The sequence below is a fragment of the Leptolyngbya sp. Heron Island J genome (assembly GCF_000482245.1).
Lineage (GTDB): Bacteria > Cyanobacteriota > Cyanobacteriia > Phormidesmidales > Phormidesmidaceae > Leptothoe.
Map to the genome: position 1 here is coordinate 1 of NZ_AWNH01000072.1, position 25,443 is coordinate 25,443.

Consider the following 25,443-nt stretch of genomic DNA (forward strand, 5'->3'; position numbering starts at 1 on the left):
GGCTTATGACTCAACAATCCCGCTAGCTGACCGTCTCGATAACGCTTCGCCCATTTTTGGACCGTGACCCGATGACGACCTAATAATTTGGCAGCTTGCTGGATTGTCGAAGCCTGTTCGCTTTTAAGCAAATAGAGGAATTGAATTCGCTCTTTTGACGAGGCCGTTTTTTGACTTCTCAGGAGAGCTTTGAGCTCGTCTTCACTTTCGGTAATTTCAAGATGGTAAATGCCTGACATCGCTCACATTGAAGGCTGCACCTCAGTTCTACCATGTGTAGCTCTTAATTACAGAATTGGTATTAAAGGATGCTGCTGTGAAATCTCACACTGTTGTTGAGTCAATTACTGACTTCACTAAAAACTTCTTTGCCTCATTTGTTGTAGGCACCTTGGTTTTTACCATCATTTCAGATGGAGTATCTGCTTTGTTTTGGGAGGTGTTGGGTAAACGCCTGGAAACAGAATTTGGGATTAGTTACAACTGGTTGCGCCTAGTGACAGTATTGTTGTTGATTGGGTTGTTGTTGGGTCTTACCTACTTTACGAGCTTTGCCCGCTGGCTGCAGCAGTATGTGCCATTTTTTACGCCGCCCTATCAGCCTAATGTGCAGCCTTTAACTGAGCCCTATCCTGGGTTGATTGTGGCGATGAGTCCTAAGAATGATTCTCCGGCTGAAGCAGTTATTCGGTTTCACTGGAATGATGGACAGGGTAACCATCTAAAGCATTGCTGGATTATCTGTACTGACAAGTCCTTGCCCTATGCTACAGAGATGATGCAACGCTTCGACGGCGGAAGGGCTTACTCAAGGTGTGAAGTTTCATTATGGTGCTTACGGTCTGCCTAAATATTTATGACCAGGCGGAGCAACCTACAATCCTAGTGCCGGATGACAAAATTGATGATCCAAATCATATTCAATTGTTGGTGAACTGTATCTATGTGGATGCGGCATTGAAGGATTTGGAATCGTCTAAGGTGATTGCTGATTATACTGGTGCGACGAAGGGGATGACGGCAGGTATTTTATTGGCTTGTGCGGAACCGGATCGACCGTTGCAGTATATTAGTCAGCTGGATGGGGATATTATGTCGATTCAGGTGTCGTATGGGCTTGGTCGGATTGATTAGTGTGGATTTTGTAGTCTGAACTTATATTTAAGTGTTGGAGCCACCTTTTTGAGGTGGCTTTTTGTATGCTTAAGGTAACTCCTTGCCGAAAAGTTGAAATCGGAATAGCTGAAAACTCCAAAACCTCAGTATCAATCGGCAGCCATGCCAGAATTTTCTCTGGTTTTACCAAAAAGTTGAAATCGGAATAGTTGAAAACGGGGAACTGCCAGGTAGGTATCTCCCGGAATAGCAGGCATTGCTTTACCGATTAGTTGAAATCGAAATAGTTGAAAACTTGTGGAGCTAGACCCATCAAGTTGGGCGTTCTGACCTTCGACTTTACCGATTAGTTGAAATCGGAATAGTTGAAAACTGCGAAACAGTTAATGTTCCGGCAAGAACTTTTGGCTGCCTTTACCGATTAGTTGAAATCGGAATAGTTGAAAACGCGCAGGTGCCATCTGTTGCGATGACCTCTACGTTGGTGACCTTTACCGATTAGTTGAAATCGGAATAGTTGAAAACCTTCAAAATGGAATACGAGTCTGCGTTCCATATCGATGAAAAAAACTTTACCGATTAGTTGAAATCGGTAAAGTTGAAAACCCTTCGAATGGCGGAAAACGGAGGACGGAAATAGGAAACGGAGAGGCTTTTCTGTTCGGCAAAAGTTCAAGCTGTGAATCTTTAAACCTCTAACTATTATCCGATCAAACCTTTTTCGGTTTTCGCCTTCATACTTCCGCCTTTCAGAATCCGATAAGTTAAAATCGGAATAGTTGGGAACTCAGTGATCACCTTAGCCGCTAGAGGTTCGTATTTAGGCCCCTTCACCGAACAGTTGAAATCGGAATAGTTGGAAATGCTAGAGGGATAACAGCATCAGCAATGCCATTAACCTTGGCTTTTCCGAACAGTTGAAATCGGAATAGTTGGAGACGTGAAACCGTAACCGTTAGCGGCAAAGTACTCTTCATGTGCTTCACCGAAAAGTTGAAATCGGAATAGTTGGAAATATAACTATTGCATGGTCCTGTCGGTATGTTTTCATGCCGTGTTTCACCGAACAGTTGAAATCGGAATAGTTGGAAACCCCTGTTAGTCCTTCGTAGGCTTAAACCATAAGTATAGCTTTACCAAGAAGCTGAAATTGGAATAGTTGGAAACCGGAATGCGGGCAACCCATTGGTTAAGTTGTTGTCATTGTCTTTCACCGAAAAGTCAAAATCGGAATAGTTGGAAACGACTCAGGAGTAATAGTGGTCGCTGAAGGAGTTTCGGCCAACTTCACCGATTAGTTGAAATCGAAATAGTTGGAAACACTTCAAAATACGGAAAACGGAGGACGAAAAATGTAAACGGAAAGACTTTTCAATCAGTTATGATTCTGCTGATTGAATTCTGTAACTTTGAGCGTGAGCCAATTACCTCTATTTTTCGTTTTCCGTCTTCATACTTCCGTCCTTTAGACTCCGATTAGTTAAAATTGGAATAGTTGGAAACCCTCTAAAAGGCAGAAAACGGAGGGCGGAAATAGGAAACTAAAACGCTTTTCGGTTAGGTATAATTTATCTGGGTAAAATCTGTAACCTTGAGCACTAACCAATTTCTTCTTTTTTCCGTCTTCCGTCTTCACTCTTCCGTCCTTCGGACTCCGATTAGTTGAAATCGGAATAGTTGGAGACCCTATTCTCATTTCTTGAGCATCCATATCAGCACCAACAAAATCTTCACCGATTAGTTGAAATCGGAATAGGTGGAAACTTGATTCCGAGGTTGTTCAGGGCATCAATGGCTGCTTGAGTCTTCACCGATTAGTTGAAATCGGAATAGGTGGAAACACTTCAAAAGGCAGAAAACGGAGGACGGAGATAGGAAACGAGGAGATTTTTTAATTTGATATGATTTCAATGAACAAATTCTTGGAACTTTATCTATTAACCGGTCGCCCCTTTTCCGTCCTCTGCCCTCATACTTCCGTCTTTTGGACTCCGATTAATTGAAATCGGAATAGTTGGGAAAAACCATGCTATGCCGTCCGAGTCTTGAACATTAGCTTTGGTGTTTTACCGAACAACTGAACTCTGAATAGTTGGAAATAGCTCAAGCGCAATTTGATAGTGAGCAATATTGTTCATACACTTCACTGAAAAGTTGAAATCGGAATAGTTGGAAACCGCTCAAGCCGTGCGTCAGCCGCTTGTTTCTCTTCCTGCTCCCCTTCACTGAAAGGTTGAAATCGGAATAGTTGGAAACTATGCGATCAGACCGCCGATGAACGCCTTCAATGTTGTTTTTTACCGATTAGTTGAAATCGGAATAGTTGGAAACGACGGTACGTAGGTCTTTAGGATCAACTTCGATAGCCGACTTCACCGATTAGTTGAAATCGGAATAGTTGGAAACACCTTAAAAGACGGAAAACGGAGGACGGAAATAGGAAATGGAGTGGCTTTTAGGTTAGGTGTAATTTAACTGAGTGAATTCTTGAACTTTTGTCGATTAGCCAATCACCCCTTTTTCGTCTTCCGTCTTCACTCTTCCGTTCTTTAAAGTGCCAGAGGACGGAAATAAGAAACGGAGAGTCCCATCAATGAAGCATAGATTCCTCGATGGGCAAATTAAGTAGGACTCCATTTCCGTCTTCACATTTCTGCCTTTCAAAATGTCTGACCTGCGCGATCGCACCAAAGCCTTTGCCTTGAGGATTATCAAACTCTATACAGCGTTACCCAAAACCACCGAAGCCCAGGTTATAGGACGTCAGGCATTACGCAGCGGAACGTCTATTGGAGCCCATTATCGAGAAGCCTTACGCGCACGGTCTAACGCAGAATACATCAGCAAACTGGAAGTTGGCTTACAAGAACTAGAAGAAACCGGGTATTGGCTAGAACTATTAGCAGATGCCGAAATTGTCACACCCCAGCGGCTAGACTCCTTACACCAAGAAACCAAAGAACTGCTTGCAATCCTCGTCTCCTGCGTCAAAACAGCTAAGGAAAATAAGAAAACGGAGGGCGGAAATATGAAATAGAAAGGCTTTTCAATAAGGTATGAATTCCATTAGTGAATCCTCAACCCTTTACCCCTAGCCGATCACTTCTTTTCCGTCCTCCGTTCTCACACTTCCGCCCTTAGAAATGTGCCTTTGTATAATTAAGATGACCTTAGTTTTACTGTGGTTGTATGCCGAATCGCGATCGCTACCATGACGTAGTCCGTCGTGCCCTAGAAAAAGATGGATGGACTATCACCGACGACCCTCTACGTATGCGGTGGGGCAAAAAAGACATGTACGTTGATTTGGCGGCAGAAAAGCTACTCGTTGCAGCTAAAGGTGAGCAGCAGATTGCCGTTGAGATTAAAACCTTTGGCGGACCATCGTCCGTTGCTGATGCCCAAAAATCACTCGGGCAATACTTTATCTATCTGTCGGTGATCAAGCGCGTAGAACCCAATCGAAAGCTATATTTGGCCATTCACGAAGAAATCTACGATGAATTCTTTACGGAACCGTTAGGAGAGATTCTCCTTAGCGATTACCAAGTTCCTCTGCTTGTTTTTGACCCTGACCAGGAGGTAATTGTTCAATGGATCGACTAAATGAATACCGTCAGCTAATACGAGACCTTATTAAGGACCATACTAAGGTCCCATACAAGCATGGTGATATTAAATTTGAAACAGTTTTTGATAGTGAGTCTGATCGTTACTTGTTAATGATTTTAGGCCGTGAGAACAAACGCTATGAGCATGGTTGTTTGCTACACGTCGATATTATCAATGGCAAAATCTGGATTCAGCGAGATGGCACAGAAGAGGGGATCGCCACACAGCTTGTGGAAGCGGGTGTTCCTAAAGGCCAGATTGTTTTGGGCTTCAAATCACCTGAACGTCGAAAAGATACTGAGTTTGCTGTTGCATAGGGTAATTGACTGACCGTTAGAATTTTGCTGATACTCTCTTTTTCCATCTTCATTCTTCCGTTCTTAAGAGGGGCCATGTCGAAGGTTTTGACGATTGGTAGTTTGCCACCGGAAAAGCTGCCAGATACGTATATTGTTTAGCAGAGGTTACTGTTAGGAATTAATGCTGGCCACGGAGGTGGGGCAATCTTTGAAAGCCTTATTCTTTGGTTGACCTCCGTGGGGCTTTAGCTGGCAAGGGTTTCAGCGGTTGATACTGCGAGACTTAAGGACTGGTAGAATAGGAATATAGACCTCCGTGGTTTGGCTGTCTGGAGCATGCTCTGTGACAGGCTTCTGTTGGGGGTGACTTCACCGATTAGTTGAAATCGGAATAGTTGGAAACAAGCGACCCTCGCACAATTCAGAGAAGATTTCGGCAGTCAGCTTCACCGATTAGTTGAAATCGGAATAGTTGAAAACACCTGATCTGGGTCACCATATCCGGGGCCTTGGTATTGCTCCTTCACCGATTAGTTGAAATCGGAATAGTTGGAAACTTGGCAGCAAAAGCGTCGTATGCGAAGTTCAGTGAAACTCCGCCCTTCACCGATTAGTTGAAATCAGAATAGTTGAAAACTTTCCACATTCGTCGTTGTTAGTCGAGTCACCATCATGGCAACGCATTTACCGATTAGTTGAAATCGGAATAGTTGGAAACACCATAGCACCAACAACAACAGTACCTACTGCCTTAAATTCAGCTTCACCGATTAGTTGAAATCGGAATAGTTGGAAACAGTAGAGAAAGTGCATTGATGGCTGCGCGTGTTTCATTCACCTTCACCGATTAGTTGAAATCGGAATAGTTGGAAACTTTCCACATCCGTCGTTGTTAGTCGAGTCACCATCATGGCAACGCATTTACCGATTAGTTAAAATCGGAATGGTTGGAAACGTTCGGGGGTTGGCTTCCATGATCATGACTATCTGGAACGGACTTCACCGATTAGTTGAAATCGGAATAGTTGGAAACACTCCGAAAGACTGAAAATGGAGGGCGAAAATAGGAAACGGAGTGGCTTTTCAATGAGGTAGAATTTCAATCAGTGAATTCTTGAACTTTTATCTATTAGCCGATCACCCCTTTTCCGCTCTCCGTCCTCATTCTTCCGTTCTCTAGACTCCGATTAGTTAAAATCGGGATGTTTGGAAACGCCTTAGCTTTGACCTGACCTTCTTTGTTGCTGGGAAAAGACTTCGCCGATTAGTTGAAATCGGAATAGTACCAGAAAAGTAGAAAAAGCCCCTTTCAAACAAATCGTGAAAGGGGCTTTTTACTAAGCTCAACTCGTTCAGACCAGCTGACGAAGCTCCAGATTTATCCGCCCCAAAGTCTCCACCATCCATCCAGAACGCGCAGACTCAAACAACTCCACATATTCCCCATAAAGCCATAACGTCCCCTGCCGTCCGCCCGAAAAATGCCCCCAAACCCTATCCCCATAAACCTGCAACAACCCCAACAATGACCGCCCATTATGCAACTTATCCGCCAGCATGATCCGCTGCACCCCATGACCAGCACCCCGAATCTGCTCCAAATAAAGCCGCTTCTGATCACGCCAGCTCAGGCCAGCCTGATCAGCAGGCTGCGTACATCCCAAAACCAAATCAGCAACAGCTTTCCCGAACCGCTGACGAATCACCTCTAACGTCGCCAGCCCACCCTGATCTTCTACTGCATCGTGCAGTAAAGCTGCGATCGCCTCATCCTCACTCCCACCATCCTCCAATACCAACGCCGCCACCGCCATCAAATGCGCCATATAGGGCACACCCGTCAGCTTTCGCCGCTGCTGTCTATGCAGCTGGGCCGCATAGACCAGCGCCGTCTCAAATCGTGCCCCTAAAACAACACCAGAACCATCAAAACAAGACACTAAACAATATCCTGATAAAACTGACTCTCCACCATCACCTCTTGCCCAAACTGTTGCCGTAACGGCCAGGGCAACAACACTTCAATATGAGGCCGCCAGGCCCGCAAACGCTGTTTTACATTCGGATCATTCCGACGATAAACCGCCCGATAATAGGCATCCTGATCAGAACGAGACGTCAACAGATCGAGCATTTGTTGACGTAACTCTCCCCGTAACGTCTGTGCAACTAGCGCCTGAGCCTGCCCATAGTCAATCTGCTTAAACGTCGGATGTCGTAGCGAATTACGGATATAGCGCTGGTCCCAAACCGAATCAAATCGCACTAGCAAAACATCCTTTGGCTGATAATAATCAAACCCCCAGGCCTCAGCCATCCTCAGCTGAATCTCATCCGGTGCTGGCAGTTCACCCTGGAGATATTGTTGTTTAAGACTGGCAGGCACCAACCCATTATCCCAAGACAGCGGTTCCAACGCCTGAATTCGATCCAAACGATAGTTTCGCCAGTCCATCGTATCTGGCTGCCCAAAAACATCCCCAAAACCGCAGAGATATGGCCCCCGCCGATAGTAATAAAGACATACCGGATACACCACCACGGTTGCTGTATCCTGCCGTGATGCGTGCCAGTAGGTCAGCTTAATTGGCGGTACTTTGGATTGCTGCCACAGCTCCCCTAACTCCGCCTGCCAGTCCTCTACACGATCATGACGGTCCTTCGGCACTACATAATCCACATGCACAAAAAAGCGTCGCTGGCCCTCCAGCCCATGGGATAGGTTATCTGCGATCGCCGCTAAATCCGGCTGTACCAAAAATGCCAGCTCATCTGCCGTGGCTGACCGAGTGGTGTAGGGTAAGGCAGGCCAATCTGCCACCCGACCATAGCCACTGCCAGCAGAGGCCAACAGCTTCAACTCTTGCAACCGCTTTAAATCACCCGACAATGCCCGTCTCGTTACTCCAAATAGTCGCGTCTCATCCAGAAAGCGATCGCACCGTTTAGGTAGAACATCATGGTATTTCAAGACTGTGATCAACCGTTGCCGCTTCTCTTCTACCTCATGAGGATTTTCAGTGGCATAGCTCTCCCACTGCGCCTGAGTGTAATGTATATCAGGTGCAAACAACCATGCTGCGACTGTCTTAGTACAGGGACACAGGTCATTATGCTGACCTGGCCTGTCATCATTACTCGGATGATCTGCTGTGAAAAATGCCTCCCGACAATCAGCATAGGTAAACGGCTCAGGCAAGGAAAAAGACATTGCCCCATAAAAGTGGCGTAGCCAGATCCACATCCGTAAAGCGTTCGCCAGATGTTGCTTCAAGCTGCCACGAGCCAGCCACTGTAGCAAAGGGATTTCTGGCAGATCCGACCAAAATTCTTCAGGCATAGCCCCTTGGGTAGACAATTTCCTGCTGATAGCCTGCATCAAAATCTAAGGTAAATCAAACATATGCCTAATTTTGTCTGAAGCTGGAAGAAGCCTCTTCCCACGATTGCTAAACTGCCATGAAGCTCGTCAGCGTGATGTACCCATGGCCGATGTAGAACTTACCATTGCACCCTGCAAAACCTCAGCTGGGCTGCCCTACCAGCATCTCCATATTCAGATCACCGCCGATAATGGCCTGATCACCCCTGTTGATTTAAAGGGGCTAAACCTTCCTAAAACCCTGATACCTAGCCAGGGCGTTGTAATCGAGGGAAAGGCACCCATTTGGCTATATGGCTATCTTGTTCATGCATGCCATGCCTCCGCCTGGGTTGGTTGCTTTGACCCACGTCTTGGAGGTAACTTTCCCCACTCGGGCGGTGCCGTTGTGATTGAGACCCATTCACCCCTAGTAGATGTTGGCCAGGTAATAGAAGTGGAGATTCCCGATGAGTTCTATTCAGCTTGAGGTCAATAGTTTGCCGGTGGGTGAAACTACCTATCAAACCCTCTACATTACTCTAACCAAGCCGCAAGCATTGATTTCACCAGACTCAATTGTGCCGCTCCCATTACCCATCGAGTTGGACCTGAGTCGGGAAGTTGTCATATCAGGTCAAGCTCCTTTGTGGCTGCAAGTTCGATTAATGTGGTGCTGCCGAGAAGCCCCCTGGGTGGGCTGCCATGCCGCCCGTGATAATCAAATCGTTGTGATTCATAGCAAGGTGGCATCACCGACCGTTGGCGACAGTTTTCCCATCCGGCTCAACCGTCGTCCCTGTCCAGCCATTTTAATCAGTGGTCCCCCCAATAGTGGCAAAAGTGTTTTTTCCAATGCCCTCAGACGAGCACTCTTAACCCAGGGACAGCGCGTCTTTCTCCATCGAGCCAGTTGGGACGGTGAAGGCAATTGGAGCTATGAATCCGATAATCCATCTCTCGTTGATTCACTCGTTCGCCACAATGAGTTTCGTATTCACGAAGATCCTAAAACTGCAAAACAGATACCTGATTTTTTTGAAAAACAAGCTAGAACTGTTGCCAATCTACGGCAGCTGACGGACTGTTTACTGGTAGATGTCGGAGGGCTCCCCCAACTGGAAAAAATACCACTCGTGAAACAATGCAGTCATTACATAGTTATTAGCCGGTTACCTAGTGAGGTAGAAAAATGGCACAAGCTATGTGAGTCACACCTGACAGCATTAGCAGTCATTCACAGTGTGTTAGAACCCACTCAGCAGGTAGTTAAGGAGCTGCCAATACTAGAAATAAAAGCGGGTCCTTGGCTACTAGAGCAGGAACCGGTGATGCCTGATGCGGTTTTGGAAGTAGTATTACAATCTTTGTGGGAGCGTAATTAGGTCCTTGAGTTCTTCAGCCATATCTAAAGGTGGGTTGCTTGCGATCGCACGTTGTTCGGTAAACCGGCTTGAGCCTTTTCTTGAAACTTAGAGCCAATCAGCGTCCACTCATGGGCCAACCTGAATGACGAGCGATTGAATTCCCTAGATTTCCTGGCATATCTCCTAATCCATTAACTTTTGCAACCTAATTTTCTGAAGCAGCTGACAAGTATAAGCAATATTAATGATGCTCAGTTATCTTCTCTTATTCCAAAAGAGAATTAGTATTGGGGCGGATGTAGCCCAACAGAGGCCAGTAATCGACGCAAGTTAACAACGTTGGTACGATTTAAGCTCAGCGCCTCAATCGTAGCTCGCCCTGTTGGTGTTTTGCCTAATATTCTCGTCGTGTCTTTATTCCAACAAAAGTGATCGACCCAGCGTTGAGTACGCGGGTTATAGAGGTTGGCCATTTCACCGGTTTCTGGATCAATTGCCTGGGTTTTAGCCTGTTTCCGTCCATTGCACCCAAAGCAGGCCAGGGCCAGGTTCTCCAGCTCATTGGAACCACCCTTTAGTCGAGGCAATATATGGTCTACGGTGAAACTATCGGGGGCATAGTCTCCAGGGCAACGGCAATACTCGCAAAAATTATGGGCTCTGGTCTGAACGGTTCGCTTGGTCAGGGATGTGAGATGCTCCCGATTCGATGGCATGGGAGTTGTTCGGCATTGCCTTAAATCTTTGGTTAAGGGTTGCCAATCCAATGTGGGTCAGATCGGCAAGCTGAATTAATGCGTTTAACCTTTCTAGTGCAAACTTTTCAAGCTTGTCTTCTAAGCCAATGAGTTCTTTGTATTCAGAATCGGCTAGAGAAACACCCTGCTGGTTGCGATCGCGTAAATGATCCAATCGCTGCTGCTCTTCTGAAGACAAGCGGCGTTGGATGGTTGCAACCAGCTCAGCCTCTTGCTTCGTTTTAGGAACATACATTTCCAGTTTAGATAATAATTCCAAAAATCTTACGGCATCGGCCAGTTGTTTTTGTGGCAAGGTTTCAACCAATTGAACCGCTCGTGATCGAATGTCGTTTACCATATTCAGACCGAGGAGCTAAATTGCAAATAAACCATCACTGATGCAACTTTTTACTTTAACACTCCATTAGTGTTCATTTTACCTGCATCTAAAAATGCCCCTACTCGTAACGCTACCAGATTAAGTAAAGTCTGTATGTGTGCTGTAAACTCACAGGCTACGGTGCTGATATTTAGTGAAAACACCCCAAACCCACGCTCAACAGACAATCAGGTTCATAGCCCGTCCCATTGTTAATCTTGCTTTAAACATCGATAGAGAAAACTAATCTATGAACGCTCAAAGCAAATGATTACTGGGCCTCAAAAAATGCCAGATGAGTTAAGCCGTAGCGTTTGATGCGCTGAAGCTGTAAACCCTGTGTAGACTGCGGCTGCCAATGCTCAGGAGTAAATTCAGCGGCGACGGTTGCCGCTGGCGCTAACAGGGATTGATGCACCAGGGTCTCAAGTACCGTTTGATAGAGTCCAGCGGCGTAGGGTGGATCGAAATACACCAGGTCAAACGGTTTTACATTAAGGCTTTTTAGCTTTTTAACAACGTCCCCCCGAATTACTCGAAAGGTTTGCTGGGAAGTGGCAACGGTTTGCCAGTTGGTTTGAATAATCCGGCAGGCCGCTCCCGATTTCTCAATACCGACCACAGTGCTGGCCCCTCGACACAGGGCTTCTGCACCCATAGCGCCGCTGCCTGCACAGAGATCGAGCCAACGGCAGCCCTGCACCTGCCCTTGCCAAATGTTAAATAGGGCCTCACGCACCTTAGCGGGTGTGGGTCGAGTCGCCTGCCCTGGCAGAGTTTTAATCGGGCGATTACCGTAGATGCGAATAGACATAAATCAAAAAACTGTAGAGGCATTCCCTGGTGGATGACCCCTCAGTCTATAAATAAGAACACCAATCGCTCCAGCCACCGGGATAGAGTTTACCCATGGGTTTACCCACCACCACTTGCGAAAACAAATCCACACAGGCAGTCACACCCGAACCACAGTAAACAATCACCTCATCGGCATCATCCACTGCCCGCCAGTAATTTGCCAATTCCCCAGGAGATTTTAGCAAACCCGCTTCAGTACTAATATCTTGCCAGAAATAGTTCACAGCGCCCGGAACCGACCCAGCAATGGGATCGATCGGTTCTCTTTCACCTCGAAATCGATCGCCAGCACGCGCGTCGATCACCATGGTGCCAGGGTTGTCTTTATGCTGACGCACATAGTCAATATCTACAATCCAATTAGCCTGGGGCTGTGGCACAAAGCGACCTATTTGAGGTTGGGGTGTTTTGCTACTCAGGGGTAACCCTGCTGCTATCCAGGCATTGATACCACCGTCTAACAGGGCAACATTCTCATGCCCCAGGTAGCGCAACATCCACCAAAGACGGGCCGCAAAGGCAAACCGGGAAGCATCGTAAATAACAACCGGGGTCTGTGGGTTAGACTGAATTCCCAACAGATTCAAACTCTCAACAAACTGGGGCCAGTGGGGCAACGGATGGCGACCCCCATGGGCTTGTACAGGACTCGACAGATGCCGATTGAGATCGAGATAGTAAGCACCAGGAATATGTCCGGTATCGTATTGCTGCTGACCTAGATCGGGGTCTGGCAAGGAAAACCGGCAGTCGATCACAATTACCTCACCCAAATGATTGCCCAACCATTGTGGAGAAACGATGTGAGACTTGGAGAGATCAATCAAATTACTCAAGAGGCTAACGCGGAATTAGATGAATGAACCTGGGTGGCTAAAAAACTACTAATCGCCTGCACGAGAGGATGTTGGCGTAGTTTGTTCAGCCTTTGATCGGTGAGTTTAGCAAGGGTATGTTCAATAAAGCTTTGAACGCCTTCTGGGTATTGAGCTAATAAATCTCTTGGCTGCTTTTGTCCCAACTGCCACTCTAAAGCGGAGAGGGGACGACCGATACATTCCTCAAGCCAGGTGCGATCTTGTAAAAAAATAGTCTCAATGGTTGGAATGGCCTGCACTATTTTGTAGGGTGTACGCACGGTTGCGGTATGACTCAAAAATTCTAAATCTCGCTGGTAGCTTTCAATTGCGATTTCATCGTTAGTATCTGCATTCACGACCAGCACAATTGGAATCTGCCGTTCTGATAGTAGCGTTCTGGCTAGAGGATCTGCATTGTATTTGTCCTCTCCATCTACAAAAGTGACATCTTGTAGAAGCTCGGGAGGAATTAAAGCGCGAAGAATTTCAATATGGAGAGGTCCTTCAGTGACGATATAGGCCTTTGTCATAATGTTTTCTCCGATTTGATTTGAAAGTCCGCTGTTCCTTTTTCAATACATGCACGATATTTTTTAACCAATGAATCCCTCATACACTGACGCTTTAATGCGTAATCGATTTCTTTGCCGTTCCACAGGAGAACCATGTGAGGGCCAAGGGATTGGGTAAAAATCGATACAGGTGACGTAAATCCACTCCGGCTAAATACTACTCCAATTGTAGAAGCATGGCGACGTTGCAACTGGTTACGCATTTTGGCGATGGGGTCAACCTTGATAGGTTGGGAATGATCTTTGGTTTCAACTAAACAGGCCAACCCATCACAGTAAATTGCGCCATCAATTTGCTCAATTGCATCGTTTTTATCATCAAGCTCATAGGGAGCCAATACATCTTTGACCCTGACTTCATAGGGATAAGTGACATCGGCCCCTTCAAGATGAAATGCTCGTAGAATCAGATATTCCAGTGCTTTGCCTGGAGGCCAATCGGGGGTATGTCGATCTTTAATGGCCTGCCAGAGCTGTAATAATTGAGCTTGCCCATAGGTTTCGATTCTGGCTTGATAGTCAGCGAAGCTGGTCATGAATATGTGCCATGGTGATCTGCACTTTGGTGATCTGCACCCTATATGTCTGATGATCGTTCCCTAGAAAATGCTGGGTTTATCCCTGAAGTCACGGGGGATGGTTCAGCCACGTTTTATTCGGAGGAGTTTGGGGAGCATTTTCACTGCCGCCAGGGGGCCTATACCGATGCTCAACGTAACTATGTGGATGCGGCGAATATTCCAGAGCTGGCCCAGGCTGAACGGCTCACAATCCTGGATGTTTGTTATGGGTTGGGATACAACACAGCCGCTGCTCTGGATACGATTGGGCGGGTCAACCCTGACTGTCAGGTGACGATTCGGGCCTTGGAAATTAATGCGGTGGTGGTTCGGGATGCGATCGCAAATAACCTGATCCACCACTGGACCCCAGCTACCCAGCAAATTCTCAAGACATTGGCCACCGAACACCAATACAAAAGCCCGACCTTAGACATGGAGCTGCTTATCGGCGATGCCCGTCAGACATTACAGCCTCTGGCGGGCAACGGCTGGCAGGCTGACGCGATTCTATTTGATCCGTTTTCCCCCACCCGCTGCCCGCAGCTATGGACGGTGGAGTTTTTTAGCCTGACGGCTCAATGCCTGGCAAAAAATGGCATCCTGGCCACCTATTCCTGTGCTGCGGCTGTTCGCTCAGCCATGGAGTTAGCAGGGTTCTCCATTGGCTCATTCCCAGGTGTGGGTCGGACCTGGCCCTGCACCATCGCCACCAAAGACCAGCGACCTTTACCAGGCTTATCACAGCAGGAACAAGAACATCTGCAAACACGGGCTGCTGTTCCCTATCGTGATCCAACCCTGAAGGCAACGGCGGCAGCCATCATCGCTCAGCGGCAGCAGCAGCAGCAGCAGTCTACCTTGGAATCAACCAGTGCCTGGCGACGACGTTGGTTAACCGGACATGGGGCCCAGCGTTGAGTTCTGAACCGGGATCTGAATTCGCAATTCAACGCTCAAAACTCCACAAAGTAGGATGCCATACTTGGGCAGTCCAACCACTGCACGGTATACTCCTCCAGTGATTTTCGATATGCGTTAACTTCATACCTTTGTAATTCCTATGACTCACTCATTGGCGGTAGCGGTATTGGCAGCAGGTAAAGGCACTCGGATGCGATCGCGTCTGCCTAAGGTGCTTCATCCCCTGGGGGGACGCACCCTGGTGGAAAATGTACTGGCCAGTCTGGAGCAGGTCCAGCCAGACCGTCAAATTGCCATCATTGGTTACTTAGCCGATGAAGTACGAGCCGCCCTGGCCCATGTGTCGGGTCTGGAATTTGTAGAACAAACGGAACAACTGGGCACTGGTCATGCAGTTCAACAGGTCATCCCGGCATTAGAAGGATTTGAAGGGAACCTGCTGGTGCTTAATGGTGATGTGCCGCTGCTACGGCCTGAGACCATTGCCAAAATGGTGAAAACCCATGTTGAAAACAATAATGCTGCTACTATTCTCACAGCCCAGTTTGAAGACCCTACAGGCTACGGACGAGTCTTTTGCGACGATAGCTACATTGTTTCCGAGATTATTGAGCACCGTGATTGTACGTCTGAACAGCGCCATAACAAACGCATTAACTCAGGAATTTATTGTTTTAACTGGCAGCAGCTGATGACGGTATTGCCTCATCTAAAATCAGACAATGACCAGAATGAGTATTATCTCACCGATGTTGTTAAGGATCTCTCCCCGGTCATGGCCCTGGACGTCGATGACATTGAAGAGATTTCAGGCATCAACAATCGTAAACAGCTGTCAGATGCCGCTACAATTCTGCAACGACGCATCAAGGATGAGCTGATGCTGTCTGGCATTACCATGATCAACCCAGACAGCATTACCATCGACGCCACAGTCACTGTTGAGCCAGATGTAGTCATTGAGCCTGAGACGCATCTACGCGGTCATACCACCATTGCAGCAGGCTGCCATCTAGGTCCTGGTACCCTGATTGAAAACAGCACCATTGGTGCCAACACCACGGTTCGATATTCTGTAATTAGCGACAGCACCGTTGAAGGGGCGGGTCGTATCGGTCCCTATGCTCACCTCCGGGGGCAGGCGATTATTGGTGAAGACTGTCGCATTGGTAACTTTGTTGAGGTGAAGCAGTCTACCATCGGCAACAAAACCAATGCCGCTCATCTAGCTTATTTGGGTAACGCTACCCTGGGCGATCAAGTCAACATCGGTGCAGGCACAATTACCGCTAACTACGACGGCTTTGAGAAGCATTCCACCGTAATTAAAGACAACACCAAAACAGGATCTAATAGTGTGCTAGTGGCCCCCGTCACCCTGGGAAAAAATGTAACCGTTGGAGCAGGTGCTGTTGTCACCAAAGACGTAGATGACAACTGTCTGATCGTGACCCGTGGGGAGCGACGAGTGATTAAAAACTGGCGACCCAGGTTTGTGAACAATAAAACTGCTAAAAAATAAACGAGTTTGGGCACTGCTGATTTAGAGGACAAATCAATCGAGGAAAAATGCTACATAGCGACTGCTTCAAGACAAAATCATAGTTTGGATCAGCACTATCAAAGTTCTAAAAGTTGAACGGTGAGCTACAGGCAAGCCTCAAAACTTACCGTTCAGACTTTATGAGCTGATTAGGACAATTTAGATCGCTGAAATGTTTATGCTTTAAGCATGTTCTTCCGTCTTCCGTTTTCAATCTTCCGTCCTTCGCCATATCAGACTTCCTAAGGATTGCTCCAAATAATCCAAACCAGGCGAGCGACGAGCCATGCCAATAAAGCGTAAACACCAATAGCTATCAGGGCACTGATATCAAATGTATGCTGAGGAGCAAACGCAGGGGTTTGAAATAGCGTAGAAAAAGGAGATACAAACGGGTTTGAAAGGGCATAGATAAACTTAGCCACCAGATTTTCTGGATTTGCCCCTGATATACGTAGAATAAACCTCAAAAATAGCAAAATCTCCAATGCGCCAGCCAGATAATAAATAAAGCTGACAACTTTTCTTAAAGTAGTATTACGCCGAGAAACAGTGCGACGTTTTGGAGTGCGGAATCGGTCTATATCTGACTGTCGTGGATCAGGGTCGGGCATGGTAAACCTGCTGATATCAACGTTTGGTCTAATGATATCAGCCAGTTTAGCGAGTGCTCTTTACAAACCAAAACCAGATAGGGTGAGCACTATGGCGACCCATCTAAATCAAAGGGATGGCAAAATGGCCATAGCCTTGACCAACCCTAGATTCGGTTTTTGGCATACTCATTGAGAAGTAATGACGTCGTGGCACTCTAATACCTGCAATCAGTTCAGAGCAGATTCTGTACAGATACCTTAAAAAAGCCCTGTGGGTGATACCATCCACAGGGCTTTCTGGTTCTAGCCAGATGATTCAGCTGAAACTGTCAAACTAAGCGGCTTGCTTTTGACGCTTAGCTAGAGCGGTTGCACCTGCCACGGTCAGCAGGCCTAAAATTGCAGCTGGCTCAGGCACCTTCTCAGGATCAGAGACCGAAACAGTACCAGCAGCAGTGACATCACCAAAAGAGGTGGTGCCTCCAAACGGAGTTGAGCCTCCAGTAAAGCTTTCAACAAATAAAAACTCTAGGTCAAGACCATAATCGTCAGAGGAGTAAAAACCTTGGTCAAGACCATCGGCTAAGCCCACTTCATTGGGAGTACCATCAACATAGAAGCCAGGATCAAACGCAAAATCACTGTCAGAAGAAGAAATAGTAAAAGCTTCTATGTCACTATTGCCACTCCAGGTCCATTCCCAAGACTCAAACTCTCCACCAGAGACAATACCATCAGCGGCATCAGCGCCATCAGCAATAAAAAAGCCGCTAATGGATGCATCCTCAGCAAAGAAACCCGTGTAATCAACACTCCACTTAAATAAAGCAGCTTGAGCAGGGGCTGCAAAAGCAGTTACACCCAGCGCTGCCGCTGCTGCTAAAACAATCTGTTTCATACTTCTATCTATTGATAAAACTCCAGACGTTGCCGATGCCTAATGAGACCGGCAACAAAAATCGAAAGTAATAGGCCAAACTGCGCCAAATCCCCCATTAGATTCCCTGTCCTGACTTCAGCCAGAACAGGGAGGGCTACTAACTACGAGCCAACAATGCCGCCATCCTTACGGGTGATGACAATCGTACAGTCGCGAGGAATCGTAATGCCATCAGTCGGTGCCGGGAAGTTTGTTTCTGTTGGATCGCCGTTACCGGGGTGCTGGGTGTTGATAAACAGAGTCTTACGATCAGGCGTATATGCGATGCCAGTGATTTCATCACCGCTAACACCAACAAAAAGACGACGAATATCACCTGTTTCAGGATTAGCGACCAGGCACTGGTCTTGCAGCCCCTTCTTCTGACCACCATCGGTTTCAATGAACAAACGCCCATCCGGGTCAGCCCATAGACCATCGGGATCGCTGAACGTCCGTTCGTCGCCTTCAGCGTGGGTCTCGTCTGAGAAGATGAAGTGTTCCCAGGTAAATGTGGTGCCAACGTGATTATTTGAGTCCCGTGTTTTTAGAATGTAACCATCGGGGTTGGGGGCCCGGAGATTCACAGCATCTGCTGTTTCACGTCGGCTGTTGTTGGTCATCGCCCAGAAACAATCACTAGTTGGTCCGACGGTTACCCACTCAGGACGATCCATGGGTGTTGCTCCCAAGATGTCAGCCGCCACACGAGTAAATACCAGGACATCTCCCTGATTTCTAAATAGAGGTTGTCCCTGTTCGTCTACAGCATCACGGATGGCAGGATTACTGTATGTAATTTCCATCCACTCGCCGGTATTATCATCATTGAACTTCGCGACATATAGCTTACCGTAGTCCAATGGACTCAGGCCACGGGCAACCATGGAACGCCAGCTTGTCTGAGACACAAACTTATAACAGTAGTCGAAGCGCTGGTCATCACCCATGTAACCAACGTAACGACCACCTGCACCCACGGCCCCGCCAACACCTTCGTGCTTAAAGCGACCCATCGCCGTCCGCTTCACAGGCTTTGCAGTTGGGTTTTCTGGATCAATTTCCACAACCCATCCAAAGCGATTACGCTCATTCACATAACCAGGATTAGAGGTATCACAACGGACGTCAAAAACGGTGCCATTGTTACCACCCCATGCATACCCAAAGCCTTCAGCCGTTACACCGTAGCGCTCATCAGCCCCGGTGAGAGGGCTTCCCTCACCCAAGGCAGGGTCATCGGGAGGGTTAGACTGGTCGACTTGAGAGTTGTTGAAGTAGCCGTTAAAGTTTTCTTCACAGGTCAGGTAAGTGCCCCAAGGTGTGAAGCCGTTGGCACAGTTATTGACGGTTCCCTGGAACTCATTACCAGCAGGATTTTGCAATAGAGAGCTATTGGCTGCAGGGCCGCTGAAATCAACCGGTGTGTTGAAGGTAACTCGACGGTTCTTGGGGCTGTCCAATACCACCTGCCACGTACCGTTAACTTTCTCAATTTCCACACAGGCAACGCCGTGGGCATGTTCCATCGTGCGAACGTCTGCCAGCGACTCAGGAAGATCCTTGCCCAGGACATGGGGGGTACGGCCAAACTCGTGGTTAATGCACAGTACACCCTTTGTGTTGCTGGTGCCATTCTCAGGGAAGAAGTGCATCCCGTCGTGACCAATACCCACTTGCTTTAGTTGAGCATCAGCGGTAGTTCGGTTGACTGGATCACCGGCATATTCTGGGACGCCAGACTCCAGCGGAGTTCCCCACGGAATCAGGACATCGTACTGGTAGTCAGAGGAGATGTGGGGCACTCTGCTGTCCACAATGGCCTCTGCAATAGTCACTGGACTAAAGCCAATCTCAGGATTAAAGCTCTGAGCAACAAGAGATCCGCCGAAACTAGTTCCAGAAGAACTTGCCGCGGCGGTTTTGCTGGTTAAACCGTTGCCTACAAGCGCACTAGCAAAACTTGCGGCAGACAAGACAGCACTGCGCTTTAGCATATTGCGCCGTGACATGTTTGCCTTCAATACATCGTGAAAAGGGCGATTACCCGATCGATTGCTGGGCTTGTCATCATGAAGCATGGGAACTTGATCTCCTCTCTTGAATCGTAGTTGCACTATCAAAAAGTAAGGGGGCTTAAACCCTTCGAAGCTGGACCTTTCAAGCTGACAAGTGGCAGTCTCCTAATAAGAAACCCTCTGGCTAAAGGCACCTTGTTGCGAAACGCTAATCCACAAGATCCAAATAGGACCGCACAATTCGACCACTGAGTTGACCGGAGTCAAACTGTTGATCAAACTGAGCAGACAAATCCCGTGACGCAGCAGTTGTAGAGCGACGAGATGGCCTGGCTGCTACCTGAGTTGGCTGGCTATCATGTCTTCGGATCAAAGCATAGGAACTGTAATACTCTGTCCAGGCACTCACCTGTGGATTTTCCTGCCACTGTGTTCGAGAAACGGTGGTAGTCAGAATTGGGATGATGTCACCATTACGATTACCCAGCACAACAATCTCGACTTCGGCATGGTTAGGATTTGTACCAAAATAAAGGTCAATTTCTTGACTAACCATAGACTCAGCTTGATTGACTAAGTCGTCACTAGAGAGTCGACTGTAGATAGGCATATCCAAAAGGACAGGCCTGTCCGCATTAGCCAACGCCGATTCTGAAAAACCGATGATAGATACTGTGCCAATAAAACATGCAGCCACAGAGAAACAGCTCTGCAAAAGTCTGCTAGAGCATATAAAAAGACGATTGACCAACATAATTTGGCAATACTTATGCGATTAAAAATTCAGGTAGCGTCAGCTTTTAACCTAGCCCACTCATCCCCACGTCATATGGTTCCATAAACACCCTTTTTGCAGGTTAATAGGAGGTTAATGAGAGTTTTTATATAGTTAAAGGGAACATTGTGCTGCAATGTTATAAAAGCTACAAAAGGGTCCGTCGAAAGGATTTAGTGCTTTAACCAGTCAATTAACTTTAAGGGTAAGACTTTTGAGCTTTAACGCTAGCTTCATGTTGTTTCAGCAAATATACATAAACTTGTGTCTCAGTCTATTGAATTAATCTATATGAGCCATAGCATCTATGGCAAACCATAAAAGAATATAGAGGATGCCTGCAGCCGTAAAATTTAGGCTTCTAAATTGTTCTAATCAACTTTGTACCTGCTAGCGGACCTGCTTTAGCAAAGCTTCGAGCAGCTAACAGACACTTTGAACTTAGTGTTGCTGCCGATCAGGTGTACTGACGCCCTCGCCAGGTGGTGGGGGTACGAAATGAAGAGAGCCCAATCCGTAATACTGCCAGGGGATCGGCTAGGGGAGATAGCCAAAACAACCAGCGCCCCTGAGCCTGGCTTAAATCATAGGAAGACAAGATGGCAACCTGAAGGGCAAACCGAGCTGTAATGAGGAGGCCATTGAGGAGCAAGGCTAGCTGTATGGTTGGGCTGGACTGCCCTAGCAGCAACATTGGTAGACTCAGCCACGGTAGCGCCTGCACACTTGCTAAAAACCAAAGATCACTCCAAACCTGACCGCTGGACGATGCATCCTTCAGGTCAAGGGAGCGGCCCCATTCTCTCCAGGTCTCTTTCCAGCCTTCATACATCCGCACCTTTAGCAGAAATGCACCATCCCAAAAGCCTACTTTTGCCCCGGTCTGGGCGGCATAACGAGCCAGGGTAACATCATCACAAAAAGATTTTCTGGCGGCAGTATAACCGCCAATTTTATCCAACAGTTCCCGGCGACACAAAAAGCACTGGCCGTTAGCCATTACTCGCTCTGCGCCATCATCAGGCGCACCTGCAGGGCCAAAACGATATACCAGGGTCATTAATAGCGCCGGCTGTAGCCAAATCTCACCGGGTGTCTGCAGGATAAATTGAGGTGATAGGGAGACGACATCATAATTGTCGGCTTCAGCAGCAGATATTAGCGCGGCCACTAAGCCGGGCTGTGGCTGGGTGTCGGCATCAATCCCTAGCACCCATGTGCTTTGGGGCGAACTATGGGTATAGCCATAGTGCAGCGCCCACGGACGACCGACCCAGGTTGGGGGTAATGGGTCATCCGTCAACAGACGAAATCGAGGATCGTGCTTTTGGGCTGCTTTGACTAAGTCAGGGGTACCATCGGTGGAGCGGCTGTCGACGACTACAATTTCGCGAACTTCCTCGGTCTGACGGGTAAGCCCTTTGAGACAAGGAGTAATGCGCTGTGCTTCATTGAGGGTCGGGACAACAACACTGACGGTCCCTGACTGAGTAGGTATGGCTGAGCGAGGCTGCAAGGGACGGCGACGGGTGGGGCCTTTTAACAACCGTGACAACAGCACCATCACGGCGGGTAGCTGTATCGCTAGAAGAATCAGCGCGATCGCACTGATCCCATCCACCCCATCCACCCCCACCAGCCAACCAGTGGTCATAATCACGACTCCGAGATTCCAGCAGCGGTCATCGCATCTAAGGGAGATACCCCCATGGGCAACATCACCACGCTACTATCAGCCGGTGCGGCCAACCAGCATAAAAGTGCTGGCAGCACGCCCACCAGTAGTCCCAACAGTACTGGGGGATAAATCTCGCCCGCCAGACTCATCACCATCGCAAACGTAAAATTTGCAATGTAGATGATTAAGGGCATTGTGAGTTGAGATCGGGTTAACCCATGCACCCGAGAATTACCGCGCCAAGATACAGCCGCTATGGTCATAAACGTCAGCCCGGTAACAAACCAGCCCGCAAAATTCTGATAGGGCATCCCAAAGAACGCACCCGGTGTATGCCAGTACCAGAATGGCATCGCCGTTTGACTCATGGCTGGATCAAGGACAAAATCCCAGGACATTAGCAACAAAGCACCTGTCGCCAGGGCCAGCAATGACCAAAACCGGGAGCCGCCCAGCTTCAGTAAACCGCCCCGCGCCAATAAATAGCAAGAGATGCCCAGATAGAACCAGGATAGGGGGATGGTAAATGGTACTAGGCCAGCAATCTTATAGCCCAGGCCATTCAGATAGCTATACTCTCCGAATGGCAGCCCTGTACTTGTTCCTAACAACTCACTGGATAAGGACACAGCAACAGCGGCTATCAAAAACGTCATCAGGGCCTTGAGTCCAATGGTTCGATAACAATAAAGACAGACCGCCACCAAACCCATCAGAATATACGCCACGCCACCGCCGGCCAAACTCCACCGATAGAGGGTAGGGCCTGCTGGTAAATATTCCAAAATTTCTGGATGGGGCATTACCCAAAGTAGCCCAGCTAAACCAAATGCCATGGAAATTATGTGGCCCCGCAGGCACCACTTTTCTGCATGTATCAACCAGCCCATAGAAATAAACCTCAAAAATTAATCCAATCCAGGCATCACGATTGGAGAAGAAGACAGAATGCTTTTGTTAGTCAATACAGTGCTAGACATAGTTCCAGCACCACAGAACCCGAGCCCAGGTTGCTCAAGGGCCCGAGCCCAACATGGACAGCTCCAACAGTGCCAGAGCTGTTATCGGATTTTTGAAAGGCAGTTGTTATATCAGATCGCTAAATTAGCAAGATTATTTATTTGGCATTGCTGATTCGAACTATGATTTCATCTGCAAGATGCTGGTATATGGCGTGGCTCACAGATCGGTTCATCCTCTAAATCAGTAACGGCATTAACTTTGTCTGCTCGACTCAGATAGAACGATTCGACAGATTATCTTTATCAGAGCGGGTGCTTTATAAAAGTTTACGTTCCTATTATAGGCACATCATAGGGCAAGCTAAACCGCTTAAAAGAAATCGGGGATACAGAATCCAAATTTGGCTGGTGATTTGATGCGATCGCAACTACTGATCCAACCCCATCTAATAACTGGAACAATCTCATTAGCCGACTCTCCCAGTACCAAACAGGGCATTATTTAAGCGCGGGAGCCTAACAACAACTGGTTTTTCCCAGATAATCACCACAATACACCCTAATCACTGACAACAGCCTGAGCTGTGCCCGGTGGATTGATCACTAGTCTGGGACCAAGATATGCATAGCAAACTAAGGCTTACTATTCTCCGAGTGATGATGTTTGGCAAGCTTACTCAAGCTATCGTCTGAAAGTGTCACTGGCAATGCGCCTTGGGGTAAGTGAACATCACGCTGGGGAAAGGGAATTTCAATACTGACTTTGCGGAAGGCGGCTGCGATCGCAAAATTTAAATCACTACGAATCTGCGGATGATCCTGGGGTCTACGAATCCACACCAGCAGTTCAAAATCCATTGAGTTATCGCCAAACCCCATCAGAAATACTTGAGATGCTGGAGCTGCCACCACATCGGGATGTTCGCGCCCCACTTGAAGCAATACGGCCTTAACCGTTTGTGGGTCGCTACCATAGGCCACCCCCACCGGGATATGAATGCGGGACAACGGATTACGATGGCTCCAGTTGATTACATCCTGCTCTAGAAACCGGGAGTTGGGCACAATAATCGACACCTGATCCAGGGTACGAATGTCCGTGCTGCGAGGGCCGATGCGATCCACTCGCCCCATGCGGCCACCCAGTTCAATAAAGTCTCCCACCTGAATCGGCCGCTCAAATACCAGCACCAGACCGCTGCTAATATCCTTAGCAATATTTTGCAAGCCCAAACCCAGGCCCACACCCAGGGCACTGGCCAACAAGGTCAAAGAGCTAAGATCAATGCCCCACAGCTGCAATATGGCGATGATGCCAACAAATAGAATGGCATAGCGGATCAAAATAGAAATGGCCGCCTGCATGCCCAGGCTGAGTCCAGAGGTTTGCAAGAGGCGCGATCGCAACACATTTGTCGCAATTTTAGCCAGTAAGATCAAGCCCCCTAACCACCCCAACAGAAACAAAATTTCAGCAATTGAAAGCTGTGTTTCCCCCAGCGGCAACGACTGACCCACAAAAATCGCCACTAGCCTATCTTGCAGCCGATTGGCCCAGGCCCGCGTCACCCGAAACTGATTGACCACAAACAACAATGCCGACAGCCAGGTCACCAGACGCAGCAACAACAGCAACAGCTGAGCACCAAACCGCGCCATCGAAAACTGAGGCCGCCCCACCCCTGTGCTACCTGGCTGAGGTTGAGCAGTCGTGACCGGCAGCAGCGGCGACAGGTAGCGTCGCCAGAGATAACCCAGCAAATAATGAAACGCCATCGCCGCCAACAACACCGCCAGGGATGTGACCGTCGCCTGCACCAAATAATCACCGCTACGTTCCAGCCGCGCTTGAGCCACCCCCGCCTCAATCTCAGCCGCCCAGACCCTGGCCTGACGGTCTAGAGTTTCCTCCTTAACATTAACTGGCGGTTCCATCGCCCGCAGATCGCTAGCAGTCACTGACAGCAACTGTCGTCCTGATAATGGCGAAAAGCCATTATAAATAATCGGTGTATAGCCAGAATCATCCACCTTCACCGACAGCGGATCGCTAGATTTCACCAATTCCATCAGCTCCCAGTTAATCCCCTGGGCCCTCTGGTTTTCGGTCAGCTCCTGAGTCTCTGCCACCTGGAACAGACGCTGGCCTTCTACCACAATCCACGCAGTCGAAATATCGTCTACTTGTACAGTACTTTCCTGGTCCTTAGCCCCCTGGGCTAAGGAATCAGGGGATATCACAACTGGGAGACTGAATATCAGACATATCAAGATACCCAGCACAAATCTGCGGGCTATCCGCCA

Annotated in this window: 25 protein-coding genes and 1 CRISPR repeat array; of the genes, 9 read left to right on the forward strand and 16 right to left on the reverse strand. The window is 47.9% G+C overall.

What is annotated here, in order from left to right:
* Nucleotides 1–239, reverse strand: a 239-nt coding sequence (locus N836_RS60180; protein ID WP_023073499.1) for a helix-turn-helix domain-containing protein, incomplete at its 3' end; no start/stop codon positions are given.
* 77 nt (nt 240–316) lie between these two features.
* On the opposite strand from N836_RS60180, the gene N836_RS60185 reads away from it, so the two are divergent.
* From N836_RS60185 to N836_RS60210, 5 genes are all read left to right on the forward strand, one after another.
* A complete protein-coding gene (locus N836_RS60185) occupies nt 317–850 on the forward strand; it encodes a hypothetical protein (RefSeq protein WP_152532219.1) in 534 nt (177 codons plus the stop codon).
* A complete protein-coding gene (locus tag N836_RS60190; protein ID WP_023074487.1) occupies nt 829–1,134 on the forward strand; it encodes a CRISPR-associated protein in 306 nt (101 codons plus the stop codon). The genes N836_RS60185 and N836_RS60190 overlap by 22 nt, the downstream gene beginning before the upstream one ends.
* A 2,647-nt stretch (nt 1,135–3,781) precedes the next feature.
* Nucleotides 3,782–4,153, forward strand: a complete 372-nt coding sequence (locus N836_RS60200; protein ID WP_023074490.1) for a four helix bundle protein — start codon at nt 3,782–3,784, stop codon at nt 4,151–4,153.
* A gap of 152 nt (nt 4,154–4,305) precedes the next feature.
* Entirely contained in the window at nt 4,306–4,722 is a 417-nt protein-coding gene (locus tag N836_RS60205; RefSeq protein ID WP_023074491.1) for an element excision factor XisH family protein, read from the forward strand.
* Entirely contained in the window at nt 4,710–5,045 is a 336-nt protein-coding gene (locus N836_RS60210) for a XisI protein (RefSeq protein WP_023074492.1), read from the forward strand. Before N836_RS60205 ends, N836_RS60210 begins: the two co-directional genes overlap by 13 nt.
* Nucleotides 5,046–5,394: 349 nt before the next feature.
* Nucleotides 5,395–6,055: direct repeats of the CRISPR family, unit length 31 nt; unit sequence CTTCACCGATTAGTTGAAATCGGAATAGTTG.
* Between the two features lie 324 nt (nt 6,056–6,379).
* Here the strand turns inward: N836_RS60210 and N836_RS60215 are convergent.
* Together N836_RS60215 and N836_RS60220 are read right to left on the reverse strand one after the other, a co-directional pair.
* The gene (locus N836_RS60215; RefSeq protein WP_023074493.1) at nt 6,380–6,967 is read right to left on the reverse strand and encodes an HD domain-containing protein; all 588 of its coding nucleotides are present in this window, start codon (nt 6,965–6,967) and stop codon (nt 6,380–6,382) included.
* Entirely contained in the window at nt 6,967–8,367 is a 1,401-nt protein-coding gene (locus N836_RS60220; RefSeq protein WP_031293430.1) for a TIGR03985 family CRISPR-associated protein, read from the reverse strand. The genes N836_RS60215 and N836_RS60220 overlap by 1 nt, the downstream gene beginning before the upstream one ends.
* Before the next feature lie 145 nt (nt 8,368–8,512).
* Between N836_RS60220 and crn3 the strand changes: the two genes are divergently transcribed.
* Together crn3 and N836_RS60230 are read left to right on the forward strand one after the other, a co-directional pair.
* A complete protein-coding gene (crn3, locus tag N836_RS60225; RefSeq protein ID WP_023074495.1) occupies nt 8,513–8,878 on the forward strand; it encodes a CRISPR-associated ring nuclease Crn3/Csx3 in 366 nt (121 codons plus the stop codon).
* Nucleotides 8,859–9,773, forward strand: coding sequence for a CRISPR-associated protein Csx3 (locus N836_RS60230; RefSeq protein ID WP_023074496.1), 915 nt, complete (start codon nt 8,859–8,861; stop codon nt 9,771–9,773). The genes crn3 and N836_RS60230 overlap by 20 nt, the downstream gene beginning before the upstream one ends.
* A gap of 263 nt (nt 9,774–10,036) precedes the next feature.
* On the opposite strand, the gene N836_RS0138775 is transcribed toward N836_RS60230, so the two are convergent.
* From N836_RS0138775 to N836_RS60255, 6 genes are all read right to left on the reverse strand, one after another.
* Nucleotides 10,037–10,471, reverse strand: a complete 435-nt coding sequence (locus N836_RS0138775) for an HNH endonuclease (RefSeq protein ID WP_031293434.1) — start codon at nt 10,469–10,471, stop codon at nt 10,037–10,039.
* Complete coding sequence (locus N836_RS60235) at nt 10,407–10,820, reverse strand: hypothetical protein (protein WP_161635004.1); 414 nt, start codon at nt 10,818–10,820, stop codon at nt 10,407–10,409. The genes N836_RS0138775 and N836_RS60235 overlap by 65 nt, the downstream gene beginning before the upstream one ends.
* A 325-nt stretch (nt 10,821–11,145) precedes the next feature.
* Complete coding sequence (gene rsmD / locus N836_RS60240) at nt 11,146–11,688, reverse strand: 16S rRNA (guanine(966)-N(2))-methyltransferase RsmD (RefSeq protein WP_023074499.1); 543 nt, start codon at nt 11,686–11,688, stop codon at nt 11,146–11,148.
* Between the two features lie 46 nt (nt 11,689–11,734).
* A complete protein-coding gene (locus N836_RS60245; protein WP_023074500.1) occupies nt 11,735–12,568 on the reverse strand; it encodes a sulfurtransferase in 834 nt (277 codons plus the stop codon).
* A complete protein-coding gene (locus N836_RS60250; RefSeq protein WP_023074501.1) occupies nt 12,565–13,122 on the reverse strand; it encodes a hypothetical protein in 558 nt (185 codons plus the stop codon). Before N836_RS60250 ends, N836_RS60245 begins: the two co-directional genes overlap by 4 nt.
* Entirely contained in the window at nt 13,119–13,700 is a 582-nt protein-coding gene (locus N836_RS60255) for a restriction endonuclease (protein ID WP_023074502.1), read from the reverse strand. Before N836_RS60255 ends, N836_RS60250 begins: the two co-directional genes overlap by 4 nt.
* A gap of 45 nt (nt 13,701–13,745) precedes the next feature.
* On the opposite strand from N836_RS60255, the gene N836_RS60260 reads away from it, so the two are divergent.
* Nucleotides 13,746–14,645: a tRNA (5-methylaminomethyl-2-thiouridine)(34)-methyltransferase MnmD gene (locus N836_RS60260; protein ID WP_023074503.1), complete on the forward strand. Its 900-nt coding sequence runs from the start codon at nt 13,746–13,748 to the stop codon at nt 14,643–14,645.
* A 142-nt stretch (nt 14,646–14,787) separates the two neighbouring features.
* The gene (gene glmU, locus N836_RS60265) at nt 14,788–16,170 is read left to right on the forward strand and encodes a bifunctional UDP-N-acetylglucosamine diphosphorylase/glucosamine-1-phosphate N-acetyltransferase GlmU (protein WP_023074504.1); all 1,383 of its coding nucleotides are present in this window, start codon (nt 14,788–14,790) and stop codon (nt 16,168–16,170) included.
* Between the two features lie 263 nt (nt 16,171–16,433).
* Here glmU and N836_RS60270 read toward each other — a convergent pair whose 3' ends face one another.
* From N836_RS60270 to N836_RS60300, 7 genes are all read right to left on the reverse strand, one after another.
* Nucleotides 16,434–16,805 carry a YggT family protein gene (locus N836_RS60270; RefSeq protein WP_023074505.1) on the reverse strand — a complete coding sequence of 124 codons (372 nt, stop codon included), beginning with the start codon at nt 16,803–16,805 and terminating at the stop codon, nt 16,434–16,436.
* Nucleotides 16,806–17,121: 316 nt separating this feature from the next.
* The gene (locus N836_RS60275; protein WP_023074507.1) at nt 17,122–17,685 is read right to left on the reverse strand and encodes a PEP-CTERM sorting domain-containing protein; all 564 of its coding nucleotides are present in this window, start codon (nt 17,683–17,685) and stop codon (nt 17,122–17,124) included.
* 143 nt (nt 17,686–17,828) lie between these two features.
* Nucleotides 17,829–19,787 carry a PhoX family protein gene (locus N836_RS60280; RefSeq protein ID WP_023074508.1) on the reverse strand — a complete coding sequence of 653 codons (1,959 nt, stop codon included), beginning with the start codon at nt 19,785–19,787 and terminating at the stop codon, nt 17,829–17,831.
* Between the two features lie 145 nt (nt 19,788–19,932).
* Nucleotides 19,933–20,421: a hypothetical protein gene (locus tag N836_RS60285; RefSeq protein ID WP_023074509.1), complete on the reverse strand. Its 489-nt coding sequence runs from the start codon at nt 20,419–20,421 to the stop codon at nt 19,933–19,935.
* A 535-nt stretch (nt 20,422–20,956) separates the two neighbouring features.
* A complete protein-coding gene (gene cruG / locus N836_RS60290; protein WP_023074510.1) occupies nt 20,957–22,153 on the reverse strand; it encodes a 2'-O-glycosyltransferase CruG in 1,197 nt (398 codons plus the stop codon).
* Nucleotides 22,154–22,155: 2 nt separating this feature from the next.
* The gene (cruF, locus tag N836_RS60295; protein WP_031293445.1) at nt 22,156–23,067 is read right to left on the reverse strand and encodes a gamma-carotene 1'-hydroxylase CruF; all 912 of its coding nucleotides are present in this window, start codon (nt 23,065–23,067) and stop codon (nt 22,156–22,158) included.
* Nucleotides 23,068–23,772: 705 nt separating this feature from the next.
* Nucleotides 23,773–25,380, reverse strand: a complete 1,608-nt coding sequence (locus tag N836_RS60300; RefSeq protein WP_152532220.1) for a mechanosensitive ion channel family protein — start codon at nt 25,378–25,380, stop codon at nt 23,773–23,775.
* Between the last annotated feature and the right edge of the window lie 63 nt (nt 25,381–25,443).